Annotated in this window: 21 protein-coding genes; 3 read left to right on the plus strand and 18 right to left on the minus strand. The window is 67.5% G+C overall.

Annotation, left to right across the window (positions count from 1 at the left end; all coding sequences use genetic code 11):
- Nucleotides 1–62: 62 nt before the first annotated feature.
- Complete coding sequence (pncB, locus tag ACK4IU_RS09865; protein ID WP_409734410.1) at nt 63–1,355, plus strand: nicotinate phosphoribosyltransferase; 1,293 nt, start codon at nt 63–65, stop codon at nt 1,353–1,355.
- A gap of 39 nt (nt 1,356–1,394) precedes the next feature.
- On the opposite strand, the gene ACK4IU_RS09870 is transcribed toward pncB, so the two are convergent.
- From ACK4IU_RS09870 to ACK4IU_RS09900, 7 genes are all read right to left on the minus strand, one after another.
- Nucleotides 1,395–2,300 (minus strand): phosphotransferase enzyme family protein, encoded by a 906-nt coding sequence (locus ACK4IU_RS09870; RefSeq protein WP_409734412.1) that lies wholly within the window; start codon nt 2,298–2,300, stop codon nt 1,395–1,397.
- Complete coding sequence (gene arfB / locus ACK4IU_RS09875) at nt 2,297–2,719, minus strand: alternative ribosome rescue aminoacyl-tRNA hydrolase ArfB (protein ID WP_409734414.1); 423 nt, start codon at nt 2,717–2,719, stop codon at nt 2,297–2,299. The genes ACK4IU_RS09870 and arfB overlap by 4 nt, the downstream gene beginning before the upstream one ends.
- Before the next feature lie 94 nt (nt 2,720–2,813).
- On the minus strand, nt 2,814–3,539 hold the full coding sequence (locus tag ACK4IU_RS09880) for an MBL fold metallo-hydrolase (protein WP_409734416.1): 726 nt from the start codon (nt 3,537–3,539) through the stop codon (nt 2,814–2,816).
- On the minus strand, nt 3,536–4,534 hold the full coding sequence (locus ACK4IU_RS09885; protein ID WP_409734419.1) for an ABC transporter ATP-binding protein: 999 nt from the start codon (nt 4,532–4,534) through the stop codon (nt 3,536–3,538). The genes ACK4IU_RS09880 and ACK4IU_RS09885 overlap by 4 nt, the downstream gene beginning before the upstream one ends.
- Nucleotides 4,531–5,298 (minus strand): ABC transporter permease, encoded by a 768-nt coding sequence (locus ACK4IU_RS09890; RefSeq protein WP_409734421.1) that lies wholly within the window; start codon nt 5,296–5,298, stop codon nt 4,531–4,533. Before ACK4IU_RS09890 ends, ACK4IU_RS09885 begins: the two co-directional genes overlap by 4 nt.
- Before the next feature lie 186 nt (nt 5,299–5,484).
- A complete protein-coding gene (locus ACK4IU_RS09895) occupies nt 5,485–6,339 on the minus strand; it encodes an ABC transporter permease (protein ID WP_409734423.1) in 855 nt (284 codons plus the stop codon).
- Nucleotides 6,336–7,376, minus strand: coding sequence for a spermidine/putrescine ABC transporter substrate-binding protein (locus tag ACK4IU_RS09900; protein WP_409734425.1), 1,041 nt, complete (start codon nt 7,374–7,376; stop codon nt 6,336–6,338). Before ACK4IU_RS09900 ends, ACK4IU_RS09895 begins: the two co-directional genes overlap by 4 nt.
- 103 nt (nt 7,377–7,479) lie before the next feature.
- Here ACK4IU_RS09900 and ACK4IU_RS09905 point away from each other — a divergent pair, with 103 nt between their 5' ends.
- Nucleotides 7,480–8,112 (plus strand): TetR/AcrR family transcriptional regulator, encoded by a 633-nt coding sequence (locus ACK4IU_RS09905; protein ID WP_409734427.1) that lies wholly within the window; start codon nt 7,480–7,482, stop codon nt 8,110–8,112.
- 29 nt (nt 8,113–8,141) lie between these two features.
- On the opposite strand, the gene ACK4IU_RS09910 is transcribed toward ACK4IU_RS09905, so the two are convergent.
- The 11 genes from ACK4IU_RS09910 to ACK4IU_RS09960 all read right to left on the minus strand — a co-directional run bounded on the left by ACK4IU_RS09910 (nt 8,142) and on the right by ACK4IU_RS09960 (nt 20,084).
- A complete protein-coding gene (locus tag ACK4IU_RS09910) occupies nt 8,142–9,920 on the minus strand; it encodes an ABC transporter ATP-binding protein (RefSeq protein ID WP_409734430.1) in 1,779 nt (592 codons plus the stop codon).
- Complete coding sequence (locus ACK4IU_RS09915) at nt 9,917–10,876, minus strand: acetamidase/formamidase family protein (protein WP_409734433.1); 960 nt, start codon at nt 10,874–10,876, stop codon at nt 9,917–9,919. The genes ACK4IU_RS09910 and ACK4IU_RS09915 overlap by 4 nt, the downstream gene beginning before the upstream one ends.
- Entirely contained in the window at nt 10,876–12,489 is a 1,614-nt protein-coding gene (locus ACK4IU_RS09920) for an ABC transporter substrate-binding protein (protein WP_409734435.1), read from the minus strand. Before ACK4IU_RS09920 ends, ACK4IU_RS09915 begins: the two co-directional genes overlap by 1 nt.
- Nucleotides 12,490–12,511: 22 nt before the next feature.
- Complete coding sequence (locus tag ACK4IU_RS09925) at nt 12,512–13,432, minus strand: ABC transporter permease (RefSeq protein ID WP_409734437.1); 921 nt, start codon at nt 13,430–13,432, stop codon at nt 12,512–12,514.
- Complete coding sequence (locus tag ACK4IU_RS09930; protein WP_149588705.1) at nt 13,432–14,313, minus strand: ABC transporter permease; 882 nt, start codon at nt 14,311–14,313, stop codon at nt 13,432–13,434. Before ACK4IU_RS09930 ends, ACK4IU_RS09925 begins: the two co-directional genes overlap by 1 nt.
- The gene (locus ACK4IU_RS09935) at nt 14,291–14,893 is read right to left on the minus strand and encodes an ANTAR domain-containing response regulator (RefSeq protein ID WP_409734439.1); all 603 of its coding nucleotides are present in this window, start codon (nt 14,891–14,893) and stop codon (nt 14,291–14,293) included. The genes ACK4IU_RS09930 and ACK4IU_RS09935 overlap by 23 nt, the downstream gene beginning before the upstream one ends.
- Complete coding sequence (locus ACK4IU_RS09940; RefSeq protein ID WP_409734441.1) at nt 14,890–15,969, minus strand: transporter substrate-binding protein; 1,080 nt, start codon at nt 15,967–15,969, stop codon at nt 14,890–14,892. Before ACK4IU_RS09940 ends, ACK4IU_RS09935 begins: the two co-directional genes overlap by 4 nt.
- Before the next feature lie 470 nt (nt 15,970–16,439).
- Nucleotides 16,440–17,060: a queuosine precursor transporter gene (locus tag ACK4IU_RS09945; protein WP_409734444.1), complete on the minus strand. Its 621-nt coding sequence runs from the start codon at nt 17,058–17,060 to the stop codon at nt 16,440–16,442.
- An 87-nt stretch (nt 17,061–17,147) separates the two neighbouring features.
- A complete protein-coding gene (mepA, locus tag ACK4IU_RS09950) occupies nt 17,148–18,038 on the minus strand; it encodes a penicillin-insensitive murein endopeptidase (RefSeq protein ID WP_409734457.1) in 891 nt (296 codons plus the stop codon).
- A 2-nt stretch (nt 18,039–18,040) separates the two neighbouring features.
- Nucleotides 18,041–19,411: an MFS transporter gene (locus ACK4IU_RS09955; RefSeq protein WP_409734445.1), complete on the minus strand. Its 1,371-nt coding sequence runs from the start codon at nt 19,409–19,411 to the stop codon at nt 18,041–18,043.
- A 121-nt stretch (nt 19,412–19,532) separates the two neighbouring features.
- The gene (locus ACK4IU_RS09960; protein ID WP_409734447.1) at nt 19,533–20,084 is read right to left on the minus strand and encodes an acyl-CoA thioesterase; all 552 of its coding nucleotides are present in this window, start codon (nt 20,082–20,084) and stop codon (nt 19,533–19,535) included.
- A 126-nt stretch (nt 20,085–20,210) separates the two neighbouring features.
- Here ACK4IU_RS09960 and ACK4IU_RS09965 point away from each other — a divergent pair, with 126 nt between their 5' ends.
- Nucleotides 20,211–20,498 carry a YggT family protein gene (locus tag ACK4IU_RS09965; protein WP_409734449.1) on the plus strand — a complete coding sequence of 96 codons (288 nt, stop codon included), beginning with the start codon at nt 20,211–20,213 and terminating at the stop codon, nt 20,496–20,498.
- The last annotated feature ends 5 nt before the right edge of the window (nt 20,499–20,503 follow it).

The following is a 20,503-nucleotide window of genomic DNA, read 5'->3' on the forward strand; positions in this document are numbered from 1 at the left end:
GGACGCTGCGTCGTTGGACAACGGAACTGCCCGCGGCAGCGGGAGCAAACAAGGAAACTGCCATGGTGGACATCGCGACCCGCGTCTGGAACCACAAGTGGAAGATCGATCCGATCGTGCGGTCGCTGATCGACACGGATTTCTACAAGCTTCTGATGTGCCAGTCGATTTTCCGCAACAAGCCGGATACGACGGTGGTGTTCAGCCTCATCAACCGCTCGACGAAGGTGCGGCTGGCCGACCTGATCGACGAAGGGGAACTGCGCGAACAGCTGGACCATGTGCGCTCGCTGTCCCTCACGCGCGGCGAAAGCACCTGGCTGCGCGGGAACACCTTCTACGGCAAGCGGCAGATGTTCCGCCCCGATTTCATGGAATGGTTCGAGGGCCTGCGCCTGCCGGCCTATCACCTGGAAAAGCGCGACGGCCAGTTCGAGCTGACCTTCGAGGGCCGCTGGCCCGAGGTCATGCTGTGGGAGATCCCGGCGCTGGCGGTGCTGATGGAACTGCGCAGCCGCGCGGTGCTGCATCACCTTGGCCGGTTCGAGTTGCAGGTGCTCTACGCTCGCGCCATGACGCGGCTGTGGGAAAAGATCGAACGCCTGCGCCGGATCGAGGGCCTGCGCATCGCCGATTTCGGCACCCGGCGGCGGCACGGGTTCCTCTGGCAGGACTGGTGCGTGCAGGCGATGATCGAGGGGCTGGGACCGTGCTTCATCGGCACCTCGAACTGTCTGATCGCCAAGAACCGCGATGTCGAGGCGATCGGAACCAACGCGCATGAATTGCCAATGGTCTACAGCGCCCTGGCGGATACCGACGAGGAGTTGCGGCAGGCGCCCTACAAGGTTCTGGCCGACTGGCACGAGGAACACGACGGCAACCTTCGGATCATGCTGCCGGACACCTACGGAACCGAGGGCTTCCTGCGGAACGCGCCGGACTGGCTGGCGAAATGGACCGGCATCCGCATCGATTCCGGCGATCCGGTGCGCGGCGCCGAAACCGCGATCCGCTGGTGGCGGGAGCGCGGCGAGGACCCGCGGGAAAAGCTGGTGATCTTCTCGGACGGGCTGGACGTGGAGAAGATCGAGGAGCTCTACGCCCGCTTCCACGGCCGGGTGAAGGTGTCCTTCGGCTGGGGCACCATGCTGACGAACGATTTCCGCGGCCTCGTGGCCGATGACGCGCTGGCGCCCTTCAGCCTGGTCTGCAAGGCGCTGTCGGCGAACGGGCGGCCGACGGTGAAGCTGTCGGACAACCCGGCCAAGGCCATGGGGCCGGCGGAGGAGATCGAACGCTACAAGCGGGTGTTCGGCGTCGGCCAGCAGGAGGAAATCGAGGTCGTCGTCTGAGGCAGGCCCAAGAATTTTCGGCGAGAATTCTTAGGCGGTTCAACCCAGGACAGCGCGCGCGCAAGACATGGCACGGGCCAGGTGGCTGGCGTGGATCGGGTCGTCCGGCGCCAGCCGCGGCATGGTCCAGCCGACCGAGGCCAGCGTCCGGGCCAGGGTGAAGGCCTCGACCATCGCGCCATCGGTCGTGCCATAGCCCGCCATCAGCGCCGCGCGCAGCTGCGGCTGTTCGGGATGCGCCCAGGTCTGCACCAGCGCGGTGCCGAGGTCGTACAGCCGGAAGCCGAAGCCCGCGTCGTCGAAGTCGATGAGCGAAACCGAACGCCCGTTCACCAGCACGTTTTCCCACAGCACATCGGCGTGGATCAGCCCCTGATCGCCCGCCAGCCGCTCGCGCAGCGCATCCCGCGCGCGGATCAGGACCGCGCGCTGCTCGGGGCTGGCGGCGGGATGCTCCCAGAACCGGCCCCAGAGCGGATTGTCCCCGACCAGCCCCGCAAGATCCCAGCGCGGACGGGTGAAACCCGCGGGCAGCACCAGGGCGTCGGTCGTCCGGTGCACCCGGGCGAGGAGCGCGCCGAGTGCGTGATAGAGGTCCAGCACCTCGGCCAGCGGGCGGGCGAAGGGCAGGGCGGCCTCGCCCAGGGCCTCGCCCTCGATCCAGGCGATCGCCGAGGCATGGCGGCCGTCCGGCAGCGGTACCAGAAGCCGGCCATCCAGAGCGGGCAGGGCGGCGGGCACGGGACAGCCGGCCGCGGCGAGCCCTGCGCACCACCAGAGCTCCGAGCGGATCGCGGCGGGGGATTGATAGCCTGCCCGGTGCAGCCGCAGCGCGGCGCGGGCGCCCGAGGGCAGGGCCATCTCGAACACATGGTTCTCGCGGTCGCGCAGAAGGCGCAGCACGCGCCCGCCCCAGGCCCGGGCGGCGGTCTCGGCCGGGGTCATTCCTCGTCCCCGACCTTGCCGCGCAGGGCCTTGACCTGGCCCCGCGCAGTCTTGGCGGCGACCCGGCGGCGCTGGCTGGCGAGCGTCGGCTTGGTCGCGATCCGCCGTTTCGGCGCGACCAGCGCGGCGCGGATCAGATCCACCAGCCTTTCGCGTGCGATCTCGCGGTTGCGGGCCTGGCTGCGCGTCTCGTCCACCTGGAGGACGATGGCACCTTCCGCCGTCCAGCGCCGCCCCGCCAGCCGCTTCAGCCGCGCCTTCACTCCCGGCGCCAGATGCGGCGAACGCTCAGCCTCGAACCGCAGCTCGACGGCGGTCGAGACCTTGTTGACGTTCTGCCCGCCGGGGCCGGAGGCGCGCATGAAGCTTTCGCTCAGTTCCCAGTCGGCGATGGTCAGGGTGTCGGTGACGTGCAGCATGGCGCGGTTATGGCGCGGGACCCGCCGTCAGACGAGCGCAAAATTCTTCGGCGAAGAATTTTGCGTCCCCGCGTGGGTGCCCGGTCCGCAGGCATCAGCGTCCCTTCTGACGCAGCCAGTCCCGGATGATCTCGCGGTGACGCTCCCCGGAGTAGCTCGGGAAATGGCCGCCATGGACCACCCGGACCGGCAGCCGCAACAACCTTTCCATAGAGGCGATGTACTGCCAGCGTTCAAGGTCGCTCGTGCCCTCGATCAACTCGCCGTCATAGACGATGTCGCCCGAGAACAGGATGCCCGTCGCCGCCTCCCAGAGCGCGATGCCGCCGGGGGAATGGCCGGGGGTATGGATCACCTCGAACTGCCGGTCGCCGAGATCGACCACATCGCCATCCCACAGGATGCGGCCGACCGGAGCGGCCCGGACCGTGTAGGTCTCGGACCGGTAGGGCTCGGGCGGCAGGGTCGTGAAGATCTCGTCGGTCACATACTTGTCGGCAAGGGTATTCTCCCGGGTCGGCGCCCGCAACAGGTGCGCCTCAGCGGCGTGGCAGAGCCGGCAGGGGAATTCGTGGTGCAGGCCGATGTGGTCGAAATGGGTGTGGCTGGCCACGGCCTGAAGCGGGCGTTCGGTGACCAGCGGCACCTGTTCGCGCAAGGAGACCACGCCCATGCCGCTGTCCACCAGCATGTCGCTGTCGCGGCCCCGGACGTGCCAGACATTGCAGCGGTAGAATTCGTGGATGTGGGGCTCGTCGATATGGGTGACGCCGTCACCCACCCCACGCACCCGCCACCAGTCTTGCGGCTTCGCCCTCATTCCGACAGCACCACATGGGTTTCGGCGCCGAGGTCCAGCACCTCCCCTTCCTCGATCATCCGACTTTGCGGCAGATGCACGACCAGCCGCAAGTCAGGCGCGCTGACCGGCGCGACATGGGCCCGGACATGAGTGCCGAAGAAGGCCGCGTCCCGCACCGTGCAGGGGCCGATGCGCAGCGTGCCGGCGGGCGAGATCGCCTCGGGACGGATGCAGAGTATGCCATCCGCGACCGGGACCGGGCCGAAGGGGGCCTTTCCGCCCGAGACCGGGATCCGGTTGATCTCGCCCATGAAGCCGGCGGTGAAGAGCGTCTTCGGGTGCAGATAGACCTCGCGCGGGGGGCCGTGATCCTCGATCCGGCCGTGGTTCATCACCACGATCCGGTCGGCGATGGCCATGGCCTCTTCCTGGTCGTGGGTGACATGGACGAAGGTCGTGCCCACCCGCCGCTGGATCGCCTTCAGCTCGTCCTGCATCTGGCGCCGCAGCTTCAGGTCCAGCGCGCCGAGGGGTTCGTCCAGCAGCAGCACGTCCGGTTCGACGGCCAGCGCCCGGGCCAGGGCCACCCGCTGGCGCTGCCCGCCCGAGAGTTCGTGCGGCCGGCGGTCGCCGCGCCCCTCGAGGCCCACAAGCGCCAGCATCGCATCGGCCTTCCTTGCGCGGTCGGCGCGGGGTGCGCCGCGCATCCGAAGGCCGAAGCCCACGTTGTCGCGCAGCGACATGTGGGGAAAGAGCGCGTAATCCTGAAAGACGGTCGTCGTCGGTCGATCCTTGGGTGCGACACCGGCCATGTCCCGCCCACCGATCAGGATCTGGCCCGAGGTCGGCTCGGCAAAGCCGCCGATCAGGTTCAGAAGCGTGGTCTTGCCGCAGCCCGAGGGGCCGAGAAGGACAACGAACTCCCCCGCCGCGATGTCGAGGCTGACATCATCCAGCGCAAGTGCCGCGCCATAGCGTTGCGAGACGGAACGGATCGAGACGGAAGCGGTCACTTCGCCCTCCGGAAGACGAGAAGTTCAAGCAGGATCACCAGCGTCACCGAAACGAGGAAGACGAGCGAGCCCACCGCATTCGTGGCCGGCGACAGGCCCGAGCGGAGCATGGACCAGATTTCCACCGGCAGGGTGACGTCGAAGCGGGTCAGGAGGAAGGCAATGATGAATTCGTCCCATGAGAAGGTGACCGACAGGAAGAAGGCAGCGGCGAGCGGCGCGGCCAGCATGGGGGCGGAGATCAGGACAAGCACCTTCCACTCCGGCGCGCCAAGGTCGCGGGCGGCGCGTTCGGCGTTCCGCTGGTGGTCGCCCATGGCGGCATAGGTGATGGCAAAGCAGAGCGGCAGGTTGATGACGACATGGCCGATCCCGGCGGTCCAGAGAGACAGGCGCACCCCGGTCTGGGTGTAGAGGTTCAGAAGGCCCAGCGCGATGATGAGGTAGCTGACGGTCAGGGGCGCAATCAGGACCCCCCGCATCAGCGCCGAGCCGGGCAGGCGGACCCGGGCCAGCGCATGGGCGGCGAGGAAGCCGAGGATCAGCGCGACGGTCGATGAGACCACCGCGACCAGCAGCGAATTCCAGAGCGCGGCCATCAGTTTCCCGTCGGACAGGACCTTGGCGTACCAGTCGAGCGTGACGCCCCGGAAGGGCGGCACTGGAAGGCGTCCGTCCTGAAAGCTGAAGACGACCAGCACCGCGACCGGCAGGAAGACGAAGGCATAGGCCGCCGCGAGATAGGCCCAGGAGAGCAGGCGCATCAGGTGCCTCCGTTCAGGCCGCCGGCCCCCCACCCCCATCCCCTCCCCGCGGCGGGGGAGGGGAGGCTCGGGTGGAACTGGCGCAGGAGTGCTTCGACGGTGGACAGATGGCAAGGTCGCGGCGGAAAGAGCGCCTCCCTTCCCACTTGTGGCGAGGGGATGGGGGTGGGGGCTGGCGGCAGGCCATCATACCCGGTCCAGCCGCAGCCAGCGACTGCTTGCAAGATAGGCCAGCGTCACCACCGCCATCAGCACCACCGACAGCGACGAGGCGAGCGGGAAGTTTCCGCTGCGGCCCAGTTGCAGCATGATCAGTTGCGGCAGGGTCAGTTCGGCATTTCCGCCTAGGATCTGCGGCGTGATGTAGTCGCCGATGCAGAGGACGAAGGTCAGGAAGGCCCCTGTCACGACCCCCGGCAGGGTCAGGGGCAGGATGACATGGACAAAACTCTGCCAGCGGCTGGCGCCAAGGTCGTGCGCGGCGCGGGCGTAGTTCGGCGACAGCTGGATCAGGTTGGCATAGATCGTCAGCGTCAGGAGCATGACGAAGAAATGCACGAAGCCGATCACCGTCGCGGCCCGGGTCGAGGCAATCTGCACCGGCTCGGCAATCAGCCCGAGGCCCAGCAGCGTCTGGTTCACCACCCCGTTCTGCCCCAGGACCAGCAGCCAGGAATACGAACGGACGACATAGGAGGTCCAGAACGGCAGCACCGCCATGAGGAGCGCCAGCCTCTGCCAGCGGGCCGGCACGCGGAAGGCGATGATCGCGGCCAGGGGATAGGCGAGGACCACCGAGATCACCGTCACGACCGCCGTGATCTCGAGACTGTTGAGCAGCGCCTTCAGCATCGTCCAGTCGGTGAAGATGCGGGCGTAGTTGCCCGCATCGAAGCCGTGGACGACCTGCCGCCCCTCCATGTGGGCGAAGGAGAGGGCAACCATGCCCAGGAACGGCAGGACGAAGAAGGCAGCCGTCCACAGAAGTGCCGGGGCCAGAAGGCCCCAGGCAAGACGGCGGTCGCGGGCGGCGAGACTCACTGGTTCAGCATCTCGGTCCAGAGATCCTGCATCGCGGTATCCAGCGCCGCATCCGGGATCGGGTAAAGCTGGGCGCGGGCCAGGAAGTCGGGCTGCTGGTCCCAGCGCAGGACGGCCTTTGCCTCGGGGCTAAGCACCTCGCCGGCCTTGGCGTTCGCCGGCATGCCCCAGTAGCAGGACGAGGTCGCAAGGGCCGCCTGACCTTCGGGCGAGACGATGTATTTCACGAATTCCAGCGCGAGGTCGGGCTGGGTGGAGCCCGACACCACGCCGATCGACTGCGCCCAGCGAAGCGCGCCCTGCTTCGGGATCGTCCAGTCGAGGTTCGGGTTCTCGGTGGCCAGCACCGCCGTCAGCCATTCGCCGCCACCGACGACGATATCCACCTCTCCCGTCGCCAGCGCCGTCTGCGCCGCGACCACCTCGGAGACCTGCTTGGACGCCTTGCGCAGCGCCATCAGCGGGTCGCGCAGCGCGCCGAGGTTGTCGGCGGTGATGTCCGCGGTCTTGATCCCCTGGCTAAGGGCCACCAGACCCAGCACCGGCAGGTAATAGTCGTAGATCCCGATCCGCCCGTCATACTTGCCCGAGGTGAGGGTGGCCATGTCCTCCATGTCCGCCGGATCGACCTTGGATTTGTCGTAGGAGATGGTGTTGTAGCCGAACTTCTCGGTCACGGCATAGGTCTTGCCGCCCACGGTGTTGTTCTCGGCCATCACCAGTTCGGGGAAGAAATCCGCCGTCGGCAGCTGGTCGGCGGGCAGTTCGGCCAGATGCCCGGCCTCGACCGCGCGCTTCACGTCCACCGCGTCGATCACCAGCACGTCCCAGTCGCCGGGCTGCGACTGGTCAAGGATCGCAAGTCCGGCCGCCGTGCCCTCGTACTCCTTCAGGTTCACCTTGACGCCAAACTTCTCCTCGAAGGGCCGGATCAGCGCGGGGTCGGTGTGGTCGCACCAGACCAGCGCATTCAGCTCCTGCGCAAGGCCGGGCGTTGCGGTCAGGATCAGGGCAAGGGCGGACAGCGTGCGGGTCATCGTCATCTCCATGTTGGGGGGCCTCTGGTCGGGCGCTTGAGAAAAGAATTGAGTTCGTTCATTTTTGAAGTCAACATCAAATAATGGGCAAAACTGGAACCGCATGACCGGGCTGCGCGAAAGACAGAAGGCCGACCGGACACGCCGGATCCTCGAGGCGGCCTCGCGGCTGTTCCGCGCCCAGGGCTACGATGCCGTGCGCATCGAGGACATCGCGGCCGCGGCCGAAGTGTCGGCGGGCACCTGCTACAACTACTTTTCCACCAAGGGTGATCTCCTCCTGGCCATCGTTTCGATGGAGGTGGAAGAGGTGATCGAGTCGGGCCGCGCCCTTGTGCTGTCGCCGCCTTCGGACGTGGCCCGCGCGCTGGTCGAGCTGATCCGGATCTACTACGACCATTCGCTGCACTACCTGTCGAAAGAGATGTGGCGCAAGGCCATGGCCATTTCGATCGAGGCGCCGGCGACGCCGTTTTCGCGGCATTACACGCAGCTGGATGCGATGCTGTCGGCTCAGGTCTGCGAGCTGCTGTCCGCGTTGAAACTTCGCGGGCTGACGCGGGGCGACCTTGATCCCGCTGTCCTGGGGCAGATCGTGTTCAGCGCGCTGAACCAGCTGTTCATCGAGTTCGTCAAGGACGACGCGATGCCGATGCACGATCTGCATCGGGCAAGCGAGGCGCAGACGGTTGCCCTTGCGGCCCTCATGCGGCCGCAGCCCGACAGGATGGCCTGAGCCGGAGCAGTCGAGACAAGGCCTGTGCCTCAGGGCTCTGACCCGACCAGATGGCCCTCGCCGATGTCGCGCAGGACGACGCGCGCCGGCGCCTGGCCGGGCGGATGGACCGGACTTGGGATCTCCACCGCCGGCCTTGGACCGGAGAGGCGTTTCTGTCTGGGGTCCGGGACGGGAACGGCGCCGATCAGGCGGCGGGTATAGGGGTGCTGAGGATTGCCGAAGATCTGTGCCCGTGTGCCGAGTTCGACGATCTGGCCCAGATACATCACCGCCACCCGGTCCGAGATGTTGTCCACCACCGCCATGTCGTGGCTGATGAACAGGTAGGCGACCCCGAATTCGGTCTGCAGGGCGCGCAGGAGGTCCAGCACCCGCGCCTGCACGCTGACATCCAGCGCGCTGACGCTTTCGTCGGCGATCACCAGTTCGGGTTGCAGGGCCAGCGCCCGGGCGATGCAGATGCGCTGGCGCTGGCCGCCCGAGAATTCGTGCGGATAGCGGTTCAGGTGTTCCGGCTCCAGCCCGACGCGCACCATCAGGTCCGAGGCCCGCGCGCGCTGGCTTGCGGCATCGCCGATGCCGTGGATCAGCAGGGGTTCGGCGATCAGGTCGCCCACCCGCATCCGGGGGTTGAGCGCGGCCATCGGGTCCTGGAACACCATCTGCACCTTCCGGCGCATCGCCTTCAGGCCCTGGGCGTCCAGCCCCTCCATCGCCTGGCCGGCGATCTCGATCCGGCCCTGATGCGGGGCAAGGCCCACCAGCGCCCGGGCGATGGTGGACTTGCCGCAGCCGGACTCGCCCACCAGGGCGAAGGTCTCGCCCTTGCGGATGTCGAAGCTGACGTGTTCCACGGCATGGACGTTGGCCGAGACGCGGCCCAGGAGGCCCTGACGCAGGGGATAGCGCACGACGACATCGGTCAGCCGCGCGACCGGCTCGGTGCTGACCGGGGGGCGGGTCGGCCCCTGGCCCATGCGGGGCACGGCGGCCAGCAGGGCCCGGGTATAATCGGCCGAGGGGCGGTCGAAGATCTGCAGGGTCGGCGCGGCCTCGACCTGGCGGCCCTGGCGCATCACGATCACCCGGTCGGCCATCTCGGCCACCACGCCCATGTCGTGGGTGATCAGGATGATCGCCGTGCCCATCTGCGCCTGAAGGTCGCGGAGAAGGTCAAGCACCTCGCGCTGCACGGTCACGTCGAGCGCCGTGGTGGGCTCGTCGGCGATCAGCACCTCGGGGCGGAGCGCCAGTGCCATGGCGATCATCACCCGCTGGCGCATGCCGCCGGACAGTTCGTGCGGATATTGCGTCATCCGCCGTTCGGGTTCGGAGAGGCGCACCGCGCGCAGCGCCTCGACGGCGCGCTTCGCGGCCGCGGGCCGGCTGACGGCCTCATGCGCCCGGATCGCCTCGGCCAGCTGGGCGCCCACGGTCATCACCGGGTTCAGGCTGGTCATCGGTTCCTGGAAGATCATCGCGATCCGGTCGCCGCGGATCGCGCGCAGTGCGGGCTCGGACAACCCGGTCAGGTCCTGGCCGGCAAAGCGGATGCTGCCGCCGGTCACGCGGACGGCGGGTTGCGGCAGAAGGCCCATGATCGCCAGCGAGGTGATCGACTTGCCCGAGCCGCTTTCTCCGGCAATGGCCAGCGTCTCACCCTTCCTCAGGTCGAAGGACAGATCCTGCACCAGGGGTTTCAGGCCCGCTTCGGTGCGGGCCGAGACGCAGAGCCCCTCGACCCGCAGGACGGGCTCCGGGGCGATGGCCGCCCCGGTGGCTGGCAGGGCTTCCGCCAGGGTCATTCGAAGACGACCCGGGGGAAGTAGAAGCTGACGACCCAGTTCGGCATGTCGACGATTTCCGAGATGCGCAGGTCGCCGCAGACCGAGCAGAGCATGTAGGCGTCCACCGCCGAGATGCCCTGCTGCCGGGTCAGAAGGTCGATCATCCCCGACACCGCGTCGCGGGCCGCCGTCATCAGGTCCGGCCCGACGCCCGTCGTCGCCTCGTAGCCCTTGGCGTCCAGATGCCGCGTCACCGGCCCCGGCGTGGTGAAACGCGGGAACTTCAGGGGCTGGTCCTTCACAAGGTCCAGCGTCAGGACCACGTTCATCGGCGACTCGATGGCCGTGCCGCAGACCTCGCCATCGCCCTGCGCCGCATGGGTGTCGCCGACGCTGAAGAGGGCCCCCTCGACCTCGACCGGCAGGTAGAGCGTGACGCCCGCCGTCAGGTCGCGGATGTCGAGGTTGCCGCCCACCCGACGCGGCGGGACGATGGAATGCAGGCCGGGTTCGGCAGGGGCGCAGCCGATGGTGCCCGAGAACGGCTTCAGCGGCACCTTCGCCGCGCTGCCCCACATCGCGGGCTCCATGCTGGCCGGGTCGTAGGACCACAGGCACAGCGCGGGGTCCTTGAACTGGTCGGCCAGAAGGCCGAAGCCCGGGATGTTCGCCGTCCAGCCGAAGCCCTTGCCGTCGAACACCTTGGGCGCGAAGCCTTCCAGCGTCACCTTCAGCACGTCGCCCGGTTTGGCCCCATCCACCCAGATCGGCCCCGAGACCGGGTTGATCTTGCCGAAGTCGAGGTCGATCACGCTTTGCAGCGTCGACGACGGGCCAAGCTGGCCCGCCGAGGAATCATGACAGTGGAACTCGATGGTCGAGCCCGGGGCGACGCGCAGCGCCGGCGGCAGGGAGTTGTCCCAGCCGAAATGATGCTGCGCGCCGTGGATCGTGTAGTCGCAGGCCTTGCACATTACTGTTTGACCCAGACGTAGTCGTAGTTGACCGGGATCGAGACCGGATCGACGTAAAGCGCATCCTCGCCGCCCATCCGTTCCGATTTCATTGTGTAGCGTTCTTCGTTGAAGACCGGGACCCAGGGCGCCTGTTCCATCACGCCCATGTAGACGTCGGACCAGAGCTTGAGCCGGTCCTCCGACTTGGCCGGGTCGAACATGCTGTCCGCCTCGACCGCCTTCGCATCAAGGGCGGGGTCGCAGAACTTGGACCAGTTCCAGCCACCCTCACCCGCACCTGCGCAGCCGAGGATCGGGCCGTAGAAGTTGGACGGATCGGGGAAGTCGGCGATCCAGGCCATGCCGCCCGACCAGATCATCGGCGCGGTGCCCGCTCCGCCGGCCTCGATCACGTTGGCCTGGGCGAGGTTCTGGATGTTGGCCTTGATGCCGATGGCCGCCAGGTCCTGCTGGATCGCCTGCGCGATCCGCGGATTCGGGTCGGTGTTCATGACGTAAAGCTCGGTCTCGAACCCGTCGGCGAGGCCCGCATCGGCCAGAAGCTTCTTGGCGCCTTCCGGGTCGTAGGGATAGCCCGCGTAGTCCTTGGTATAGCCGGGCATCGAGGGCGGCAGCGGCTGGTTCGCGGGGATGGCGCGGCCGTTGATGATCTGGGTGATCCTCTCCTTGTTGATCGCCATGTTGATGGCCTTGCGCACCTCAAGCTTGTCCAGCGGCGGCGTGGTCACGTTCAGCGTGATGTAGCCGGTCTGAAGCTGGCCGCCCTGCACCACGCGCGCGGCCTGTGCCGGGTCGGCCATGACCTCCTGGAACTTGGCCGGCGGGATGCCGTCGCCGGGCAGGTCGACCTCGCCGTTCTGAAGCCGCAGCAGCGCCACGACGGGTTCCTGCCCCACCTCGAAGACGATGCTGTCGAGGAACGGCACGCCCGGGCGCCAGTAGTCGGCATTCTTCTCGAACACCAGCCGCTGGCCCAGCGTCCATTCGGCCAGCTTGTAGGCCCCGGTTCCCACAGGCTTCTTGCCGAAGTCGGCACCGGCCTCGTCCACGGCTTCCTTCGGCACCACGCTGGCGAAGTTCAGCGCCATGACGTGCAGGAAAGTCGCATCGGGGCGGGAAAGGGTGATCTTCACGGTCAGGGGGTCCACGACCTCGACCCCCGACAACCCGCCCGGCCCGGCGTTTTCAAACCCGGCGATGGCGCCGAAGAAGCCCGCGCCCGGGGATTGGGTTTCGGGGTTGGTCACGCGGTCCAGCGAGTATTTCACGTCCTCGGCCGTCATCTCGCGCCCGTTGTGGAACTTGACCCCGGCGCGCAGCTTGAAGGTATAGATCAGGCCGTCCTCGGAGATGTCGTAGCTTTCGGCAAGGCCCGGGCGCAGGTCGGTGGTGCCGGGGGTGTAGTCCATCAGCCCGTCGAAGAGGGACTTGATCATCGACCAGTTCTGCCAGTCATAGCCGATGGCGGGGTCGAGCGTGGCCACGTCGTCCTTGTAGGTGATGGTGATCGACCCGCCGGACTTGGCGTTGGGGTCGGGGGTGTAGTCCTGCGCGACGCCGGGCAGCGCGAGCGCCAGCATGACGGCGGTGGAGGCGAGCAGTTTCTTCATTGTCATTCTCTCCTGTTGGGTTTCAGCGAAGTCGGATGCGGGGGTCGATCAGGGGCGCTATCAGGTCAGCCAGAAGGTTGCCGAGCACGATGGCGCAGGCCGAGACGAGCGTGACGCCCATGATGATCGGGATGTCGACGCGCTGGATCGCCTGCCAGGCCAGTTGCCCGATCCCGGGCCAGCCGAACACGCTTTCGACGACGACGATCCCGCCCATGAAGATGCCGATGTCGATGCCGATCATCGCGATGACCGGCAGGATCGCGTTCGGCAGGGCATGGCGCAGGATGATCCGCGCACGGGTCAGCCCCTTGGCGCGGGCGGTGCGGATGTAGTCGGCGCGCAGCACGTCGATCATCGAGGACCGCATCATGCGGGAGTACCAGCCGGACCCGAGGATGCCCAGGGTCACGGCGGGCAGGACCAGATGCGCGAAGGTGCCGTAGCCGCCGATCGGGAACCAGCCGAGTTTCACCGCGAAGATGTAGAGGAGGAGGAGGCTCACCACGAATTGCGGGGCCGAGACGGTGATGAAGGAGGTGACCATCAGGGTCTGGTCGATGGTCCGGCCGCGCCAGAGCGCGGCGATGATGCCCATGGTCAGGCCCAAGACCAGTTCGCAGACAATCGCCCCCGCCATGAGGAGGAGCGTGGCGGGCAGGCGCGACCAGATCAGCTCGGCCACCTGCGTCTTCTGCAGGTAGCTGCGGCCCATGTCGCCCTGCAGAAGGCCGCCCATGTAGCGCGCGTATTGGACGACGAAGGGCTTGTCGAGGCCCAGCTGCTCGCGGATGTTTTCCACCGTCTGCGCCGTCGCCGACCGCCCGGCGATCTGGCGCACAGGGTCGGCGGGCAGGACGTAGAGCAGGAAGAAGGTGATGAAGCTGACGCCCAGAAGGATCAGCGCGGACTGGATCAGGCGGCGGATCAGGTAGGCGGCCATCAGTCGCGCCCCCGTTGCGTGGGGTCCAGCACGTCGCGCAGTGCGTCGCCCACCAGGTTGAAGGCCAGCGCCAGCAGGATGATCGCGGCGCCGGGGATGAAGACCAGCCAGGGCGCGGTCTGGAAGTAGGTCTGGTTCTCGAAGATGATGTTGCCCCAGCTGGGCGTGGGCGGCTGCACGCCGATGCCGAGGAAGCTGAGCGTCGCCTCCAGCAGGACGGTGGTCGAGATGCCCAGCGTGCCCCAGACGATGATCGTGGGCAGAAGATGCGGCAGGATGTGGCGGAAGAGGATGCGGGAGGTGGAGGCCCCCAGCGTCCGCTCGGCCGCGATGAAGTCGCGCGTCGCAAGCGACGAGGTCTCGGTATAGATCACCCGCGCGGTCTGCACCCAGTTCACCAGCGCGATGACCATGGCGACGATCCAGAGCGAGGGCTGGAAGATCGCGGCCAGGCAGATGGCAAGAAGCAGCGCCGGGAAGGCCATCATCAGGTCGGTGAAGCGCATGAGGATGCCGCCGATCCAGCCCCGGAAGAAGCCCGCCGTGATCCCGACCAGCGTGCCGATCACCAGCGCCAGACCATTCGCCACCACGCCGATCACCAGCGAGGTTTGCGCACCGTAAAGCAGGCGGCTGAACAGGTCGCGGCCCAGAAGGTCGGTGCCCATCCAGAACTTTCCGTCCGGCGGCATCGGCGCGCCCTCCAGCGTCAGGCCGTCGAACATCTGGTCATTGGGGTCGAAGGGCGCGATCCAGGGCGCAAGGACCGCGCCCGCGACCACGACAACGATGATGACCAGCCCCAGAAGCGCCAGCTTGCGCCGCATCAGCCGGGCAAGGGCGCCCTGGGGAACCGCTTCAGCCGCGCTCAGATCGGTCATCCGCCCCCCCTTGCGCCGCGACGATCCGCGCGGCCGCGTCCTCGAAGCTGATCCGCCAGGCCATCGCCATTTGCCGCAGTTGCGCATAGGCCTCGGCGTCGGACTTGCCCCGCGCGGCCAGAAGCGTCACCGCGCGGACCACCGTCTGCCGGTCCTCCAGCCGCCGCCGCAGGTCGGCGATTTCGGCCGAAAGGGCCTTCTGTGAGTCGAAGGCGTCGCGCGCGATCAGCAGCGCCGAATAGGCCCCGCTGTCGCCCACCGGCTTCAGAAGCTGCGCATGCGCGCCCGCCTTCAGCGACCACTCGATCCGGCCCGGCGCCTCGGAGCCGATCAGCGCGATCATCGGAATCGGCGGCTGGCCCGGCTCCCAGGGGAACATGCCGTCATGGCCCATGTCGGCGTCGAAGAAGATGTAGTCGGCCGCCAGCGCCTCGGGCCCCAGGTCCGGCCAGGATTGCGTGACCTGCAACCCGATCGCCGTCAGCTGCCGCGCCAGCGCCTGCACGGTGGCATGGGGGCGGTGCAGGATGATCGCCTGCGCGCCGCCGAGGTTAGGAATCCGGATCGGGCGGCGCTTCATGACACCACCCTCAAGGTCGGGGCCGGGACGGTCCGGCTGCGCGTGAGGTAAGGGTCGCCTGCCACTGCCTCCCACCGCTTTAGCGGCCGGAACGCCCCGCCCTCGACCCGCGCGATGATGACCGGCAGGACCGTGTGGTGCGTCTCTGGATCGACGATCCCCGCGCGGTCGGCCAGAAGCTGCGACAGCGGCCAGTTCTCGGCCCCTTCGCGCCCCGCCAGAAGCCGCGCAAGTTCCATGACGGCAGAGAAGGCCGCCGCCTCGTGCGAGGACCCGAAGCTACCCTCGCCCGGCCAGCCGGGCACACCCCGGAAATAGGGACCGGCCGCCACCAGCCCTTCGGCCGCCTGGCCGAGCGCCGGCAGTTCACATTCCGTCACGTTGCAGGACAGGACCGGGCAGCGGTCGGGCCGGAAGGCCGCGTCCTCAAGGCCAAGCGCCCGGTAGGCGGCCATGAACTCGTAGGACGACGGGCCGATCAGCGAGTTCAGGATGAAATCCGGCCGGGCAAAGCGCAGTTCCTCGATCATCCGACCGACCTCGGGCGAGCCGATGGGCAGGTAGCGTTCCCCCGCGACCTCGCCGCCGGCGGCGGTGATGCGTTCGCGGGCGAGGCGGTTCATCTCCCAGCCCCAGATGTAGTTCGAGCCCACCAGATAGGCCCGCCGCCCATGCGCCGGCATCACCCAGTCGAGCAGCGGCAGAAGGTGCTGGTTCGGACAGGCATGGGTATAGACCACATGGTCCGAGGCCTCGAACCCCTCGTAAGGCACCGCATACCAGAGCGTCCCGCCGTATTTTTCCACCGTCGGGATCACTTCCTTCCGGCTCCACGAGGTGATGCAGCCCAGCACATGCCGCGCCCCGCTGTCGCGCAGGATCTCCTCGCAGAGCGGTCCGTAGGCATCGATGTTGCCGCCGGGGTCGCGCTCGACCGGCTGAAAGCTCAGGTCCAGGCTCGGGTCGCCGTTGACCCGGGCGATGGCGGCCAGCGCGCCGGAGCGGCAGGCTTCGGAGATCAGCGAATAGCTGCCCGAGCGCGACAGGAGGAGCCCCAGTCTGATCTGCCGTTTCAAGACATTCCCCAAACGTCGAAAGGCCCCGTCGCAGACGGGTTGCCGTCTGCGCCCAAGGCCCGAGTGCCACATCACATATCTGCGATTTTCCCCACCGACGATATGCGGGACAGCGCTTTGGTCAAGGGCCCATGTGGATTTTCTTGCAGCGATCCTGCACTGCCGGGGCGAAGTGACCAAGGAATGGGCAATCCGGGCCTGTCGGCACGCCGGTAGGGGCCCGTTGCCCCGCCGCGAAATAGAGAAAGGGTTGCCCTGCTCAGGCAACCCTTTCCGAGATCCAAGGAGATGGGCCAGTTAGGCATCCAAATCCAATCGGTGGTCCATTTTCCAGGGGCTGCCCTTAGAAAATTCCCCTCCCGACTGTCCCGACACCTCTCTCCAATATCACTCTAGACACTGGATCACCTCCTTTCGAAAAGTTGCCGATAGGGGGAGCGTGCCACAGATTTTGTGTTTGTCAAAAGAAATCACGCAACCTTTGCGCCCAGTTTCGCGACCGCCAATCGAAATGGCAACAATGCCACCAAGGCGAGCAGAAGTTTCACCAGCCAGTCACCAACGGCCAGCGAAACCCAGAACGGCGCCTCGGGTCCAACGCCCAGAAGCGGCGCGGGCCCGGTCGCCCAGGAGACATCGTTGCCCGGCTCCAGGAAGGTCAGCGTGGCCGAGAAGGCGATGGTGAAGAACAGCGCCGTGTCCAGCGTCGAGGACAGGAGGGTGGAGACCAGCGGCGCCTTCCACCACGACTCTTGCCGCAGCCGGTCGAACACGGCCACGTCCAGAAGCTGGGCGCACAGGAAGGCGAGGCCCGACCCCAGCGCGATGCGCAAAGTGACGAGCGGACCGAACTCGCCCGTGATCTGCGTGCCGACGAAGGAACAGAAGATACCCGCCGCAAACCCGGCCAGCACCACGCGCCGGGCGGCGGCGGGGCCTTGCAGGCGGTTGGTCAGGTCGGTGACGAGGAAGGCGAAGGGGTAGCTCAGCGCCCCCCAGGTCAGGAAGGCGCCCAGCGGGAACTGGACGAGGATGTTCGAGGCGACGACGATCGCCGCCATGGCGAGAACGCCGGGGATCAGGATGCGCATGCTGTGGTCCGTTTTGGCAAGGTCGCGGAGACTTGGCCCCAGGGCGGGGCGAGCGCGACCTATACCCGGCGCGGGCCGCAGTCAACCTCAGTCCGAGGCCAGCACCGCCTGACACTGTTTCGGCAGGTCGGCCATGGTGAACTCGCGCGGGCCCTTCTTTTTGGGCGCGTCGTCCTCCTTGGGCTTCTTCGCCCCCGGTTTGGGCGGGTTGAGGTAGTCCGTCACCCACCAGGTGAGCGTCTCGTCGCAGCCGTCGCCGCCCTTTGACAGGTCGTCCACCGTGGGCTTCTGCGTCTCGCAGAGCCGTGCGCCGGCGGGGCATTTCAGCCGGACATGGAAATGCGTGTCATGCCCGGCCACGGGCCGGATCTTCTGGAGCCATTTCCGGTCGGATTTCTTCGCGGTCTTGCACATCTCGATCTTCACCGCGGCGGCCACGAAGATCCGGTCCACGCGCGGGTCGCTGGCCGCTTCCTTCAAGAGACGGTGATGCACCTTCGTCCAGTTGCCCGTGACCGACCTCTGGTCTGCCGAGCGCACCGGGATCGAGCTGATCTCCTCGCGCGCGGCGACGCTGAGCGACAGGCTTTGCGGCGGCAGCATCCAGATGTCGGCGTCCAGACCGATCTGGTGGCTGGCGTGGCCCGATGTCATCGGCCCGCCGCGCGGCTGGCTGATGTCGCCGATGTAGAGGCCCCGGCCAAAGCCGATGTCGCGTGCGGTCTGCGACAGGTCCATCAGGAACTGCACCATCTCGGGCTGGCCCCAGTTGCGGTTGCGCGACAGCCGCATCGCCTGCCAGGTCGGCCCGGTCTCGGGCAGTTGCACCAGCCCCGCCGCGCAGCCCCGCGCGTAAGAGCCGATCGGCATCGGCTCTTGCCGAGAAGGTGACGCCTTGGCGCCGAACAGTTTGTTGGCAAGCTTCTCGGCCTGGGCAGGGGTTGCGAGGAGACAGGCCAGCAGGGCAATGCGGATCAGGGTCATGCGGGCATCTCGCCTTTCGGTTTGACGAAGCTTAGCAGAACCAGGCCAATCAGGAACAACAGGATCAGCGGCGCGATGCCGATCCGCTGCGATCCGCTGATCGTCGTGGCCAGCGCGATCAGGGTGGGTGCCATGAAGCTGGCGACCTTGCCGGACAGGGCGAACAGGCCGAAGGCCTCGGTCGCACGGTCGGGCGTGGTGTGGCGCGCCATCATCGTCCGGCTTGCCGCCTGAAGCGACCCGCCGGCCGCCCCGATCAGCGCCCCGCAGGCAAAGAAGATGCGGTCCGACATCGAGGAGGCGGGGTCGAGCGCGATGCCCCAGAGGCTTTCGCGCGTCATGCCGACGATGACGAGGCAGACGAAGATCAGCACCAGGATCGACACGATGATCACCGGCTTTGGCCCATAGGCGCGGTCGGCCCGCCCACCGATCCAGGCGGCGATCATCGCGGTCACGGCACCGACGATGCCGAAGATGCCGATCTGGATGATCGACCAGCCCAGGACACCCGAGGCATAGACCCCGCCGAAGCCGTAAAGCGCGTTCAGCGCGTCGCGGTAGAACAGCGACGAGGCCAGGTAGGCCGACAGGCTGCGCCTGTAGCGCAGGGAGCGGATCAGGTCGCGCAGGCTGGCGAAGGCGCGGCCGAGGTGCAGTGGGCGGCGGTCGGTGTGCGGTTCCTTCACCCAGAGGAAGAAGGGGATCATGAACAATACGTACCAGAGCGCGGTAAAGGGCCCGACGAACCGCGTGCCCTCGCGCGCCTCGGGGTCGAGGCCGAAAAGCGGCGGCGTGCCGAGCAGCGTCCGACCGCTGTCCGCCCCTTCGGCGAAGAACAGCAGCATCACGATCAGGGCCAGAAGGCCGCCCAGATAGCCGAAGGCGAAGCCCGAGCCCGAGATCGCCCCCAGATCGTCGGCCTGGGTCAGCGAGGGCATCAGCGCATTGGTGAAGATCGTGGCGAATTCCATCCCGATGAAACCCAGGCCGAACAGGCAGACGGCCCAGAACAGCATCGCCTCGCCCCCGCCCGGCGCGACCCACCAGAGCCCGGCGGAACCCACGACGTAGAACGCCGAGAAGGCCCAGACCCAGACCAGCCGGCGCCCGGTGCCGTCGGCGATGGCGCCGAGGATCGGGGCCAGCACCGCGATGGCGAAGGAGGCGATGGCCAGGCCCCAGCCCCAGTAGGCCTGCGCCGCGGCCTTGGCGGCCTCTTCGTCGAGACCCGCGCCCATGTAGTATCCGCGGGCGATCTCGGCGAAATAGGGGCCGAAGATGAAGGTCAGGAGCAGCGTGTTGTAGGGCTGGCTGGCCCAGTCGAAGAAATACCAGCCCCAGATGCGCTGACGTTCGGTTGCCATGCCTGCCCCCTGCCTTTTTCGGAAGTGAACCCGGAAACGGGGCGCGGCGCAAGCGAAGGCTCTTCGCGTCGCTGCCGCTTGCTCGTCGCGGCGAGGAGCGCGCCGCAGGCAGGCGAGGAGCCTATCCCCGCCGCTCGGGCGGCCAGGGACGGGTGGCCTCTGCCGCGATCCAGGCCTGGACCCAGGCGGGCAGGGCTGGGCTCTCCGGCGCGGCCCCCAGCGCCACGGCCAGCTCTGCCGGCGGCACGATCCCGGTCCGTGTGCCGTTCGTTCTGCCCACGACGGCCGAGCGGATCAGCACCTGCGAGGCGCAGTCGTCGCCCTGCCACATCGACTGTTCGGTGTAGAGGAAGCGGTCGTCCCAGCCGAGGCAGCGGCTGTAGGTCGTAAGCCGCGAGAACATCGTCACCCTCCGCCGGTAGCGCACGGAAGAGCCCGCAACCGTCATCCCCCAGCCCTTCGCCTTCAGGACCCGGTGCAGGCCGGTTCGTGCCCCCAAGGGCAGGCGGCCCAGGTCGTAGAGCGTCAGCGTGCGGCCGTTGTTCAACTCGACCCACGGGTCCAGATCCCAGGGCCAGCAGAGGTGATGGCTGACATGGGTGTCGAACAGCCCGAGCGCCGGCATGCGGCGGGCGCGGGCCAGTTCCTTGAACATGCGCAGGAAGGGATACATCGGCACACTCCGGTTGGGCGCCCTGACTTGCCCGGCCGCGCGCCTGCGTCAAGCGGAACGCTGCGGAAGGCATTGCTCTTCGCCGCCCCGGCGGCTACCTCTGGCGCAGACCGGACGGAGTGCCCGATGACCTCGCTTTATGAAATCCTGATGTTGATCCTCGGGATCGCCAAGTTCCTGATCCTGGCGCATTTCGTGATGAGTTGGCTGATCAATTTCCAGGTGCTGAACATCCGCCAGCCGCTGGTGGCGCAGGTCTGGCACGGGTTGAATCGCCTGCTCGAACCGCTCTACGGCCCCATCCGCCGCCTCTTGCCGGCCATGGGGGGGATCGACCTGTCGCCTCTGGTGGTGCTGATCGGGATCTACGCGCTGGAGATCATCCTGCGCAACAATGTGGCGGCCTTCCTCTGACCGCG

Origin of the sequence: Tabrizicola flagellatus (genome assembly GCF_046295235.1) — a bacterium.
GTDB lineage: Bacteria > Pseudomonadota > Alphaproteobacteria > Rhodobacterales > Rhodobacteraceae > Tabrizicola > Tabrizicola flagellata_A.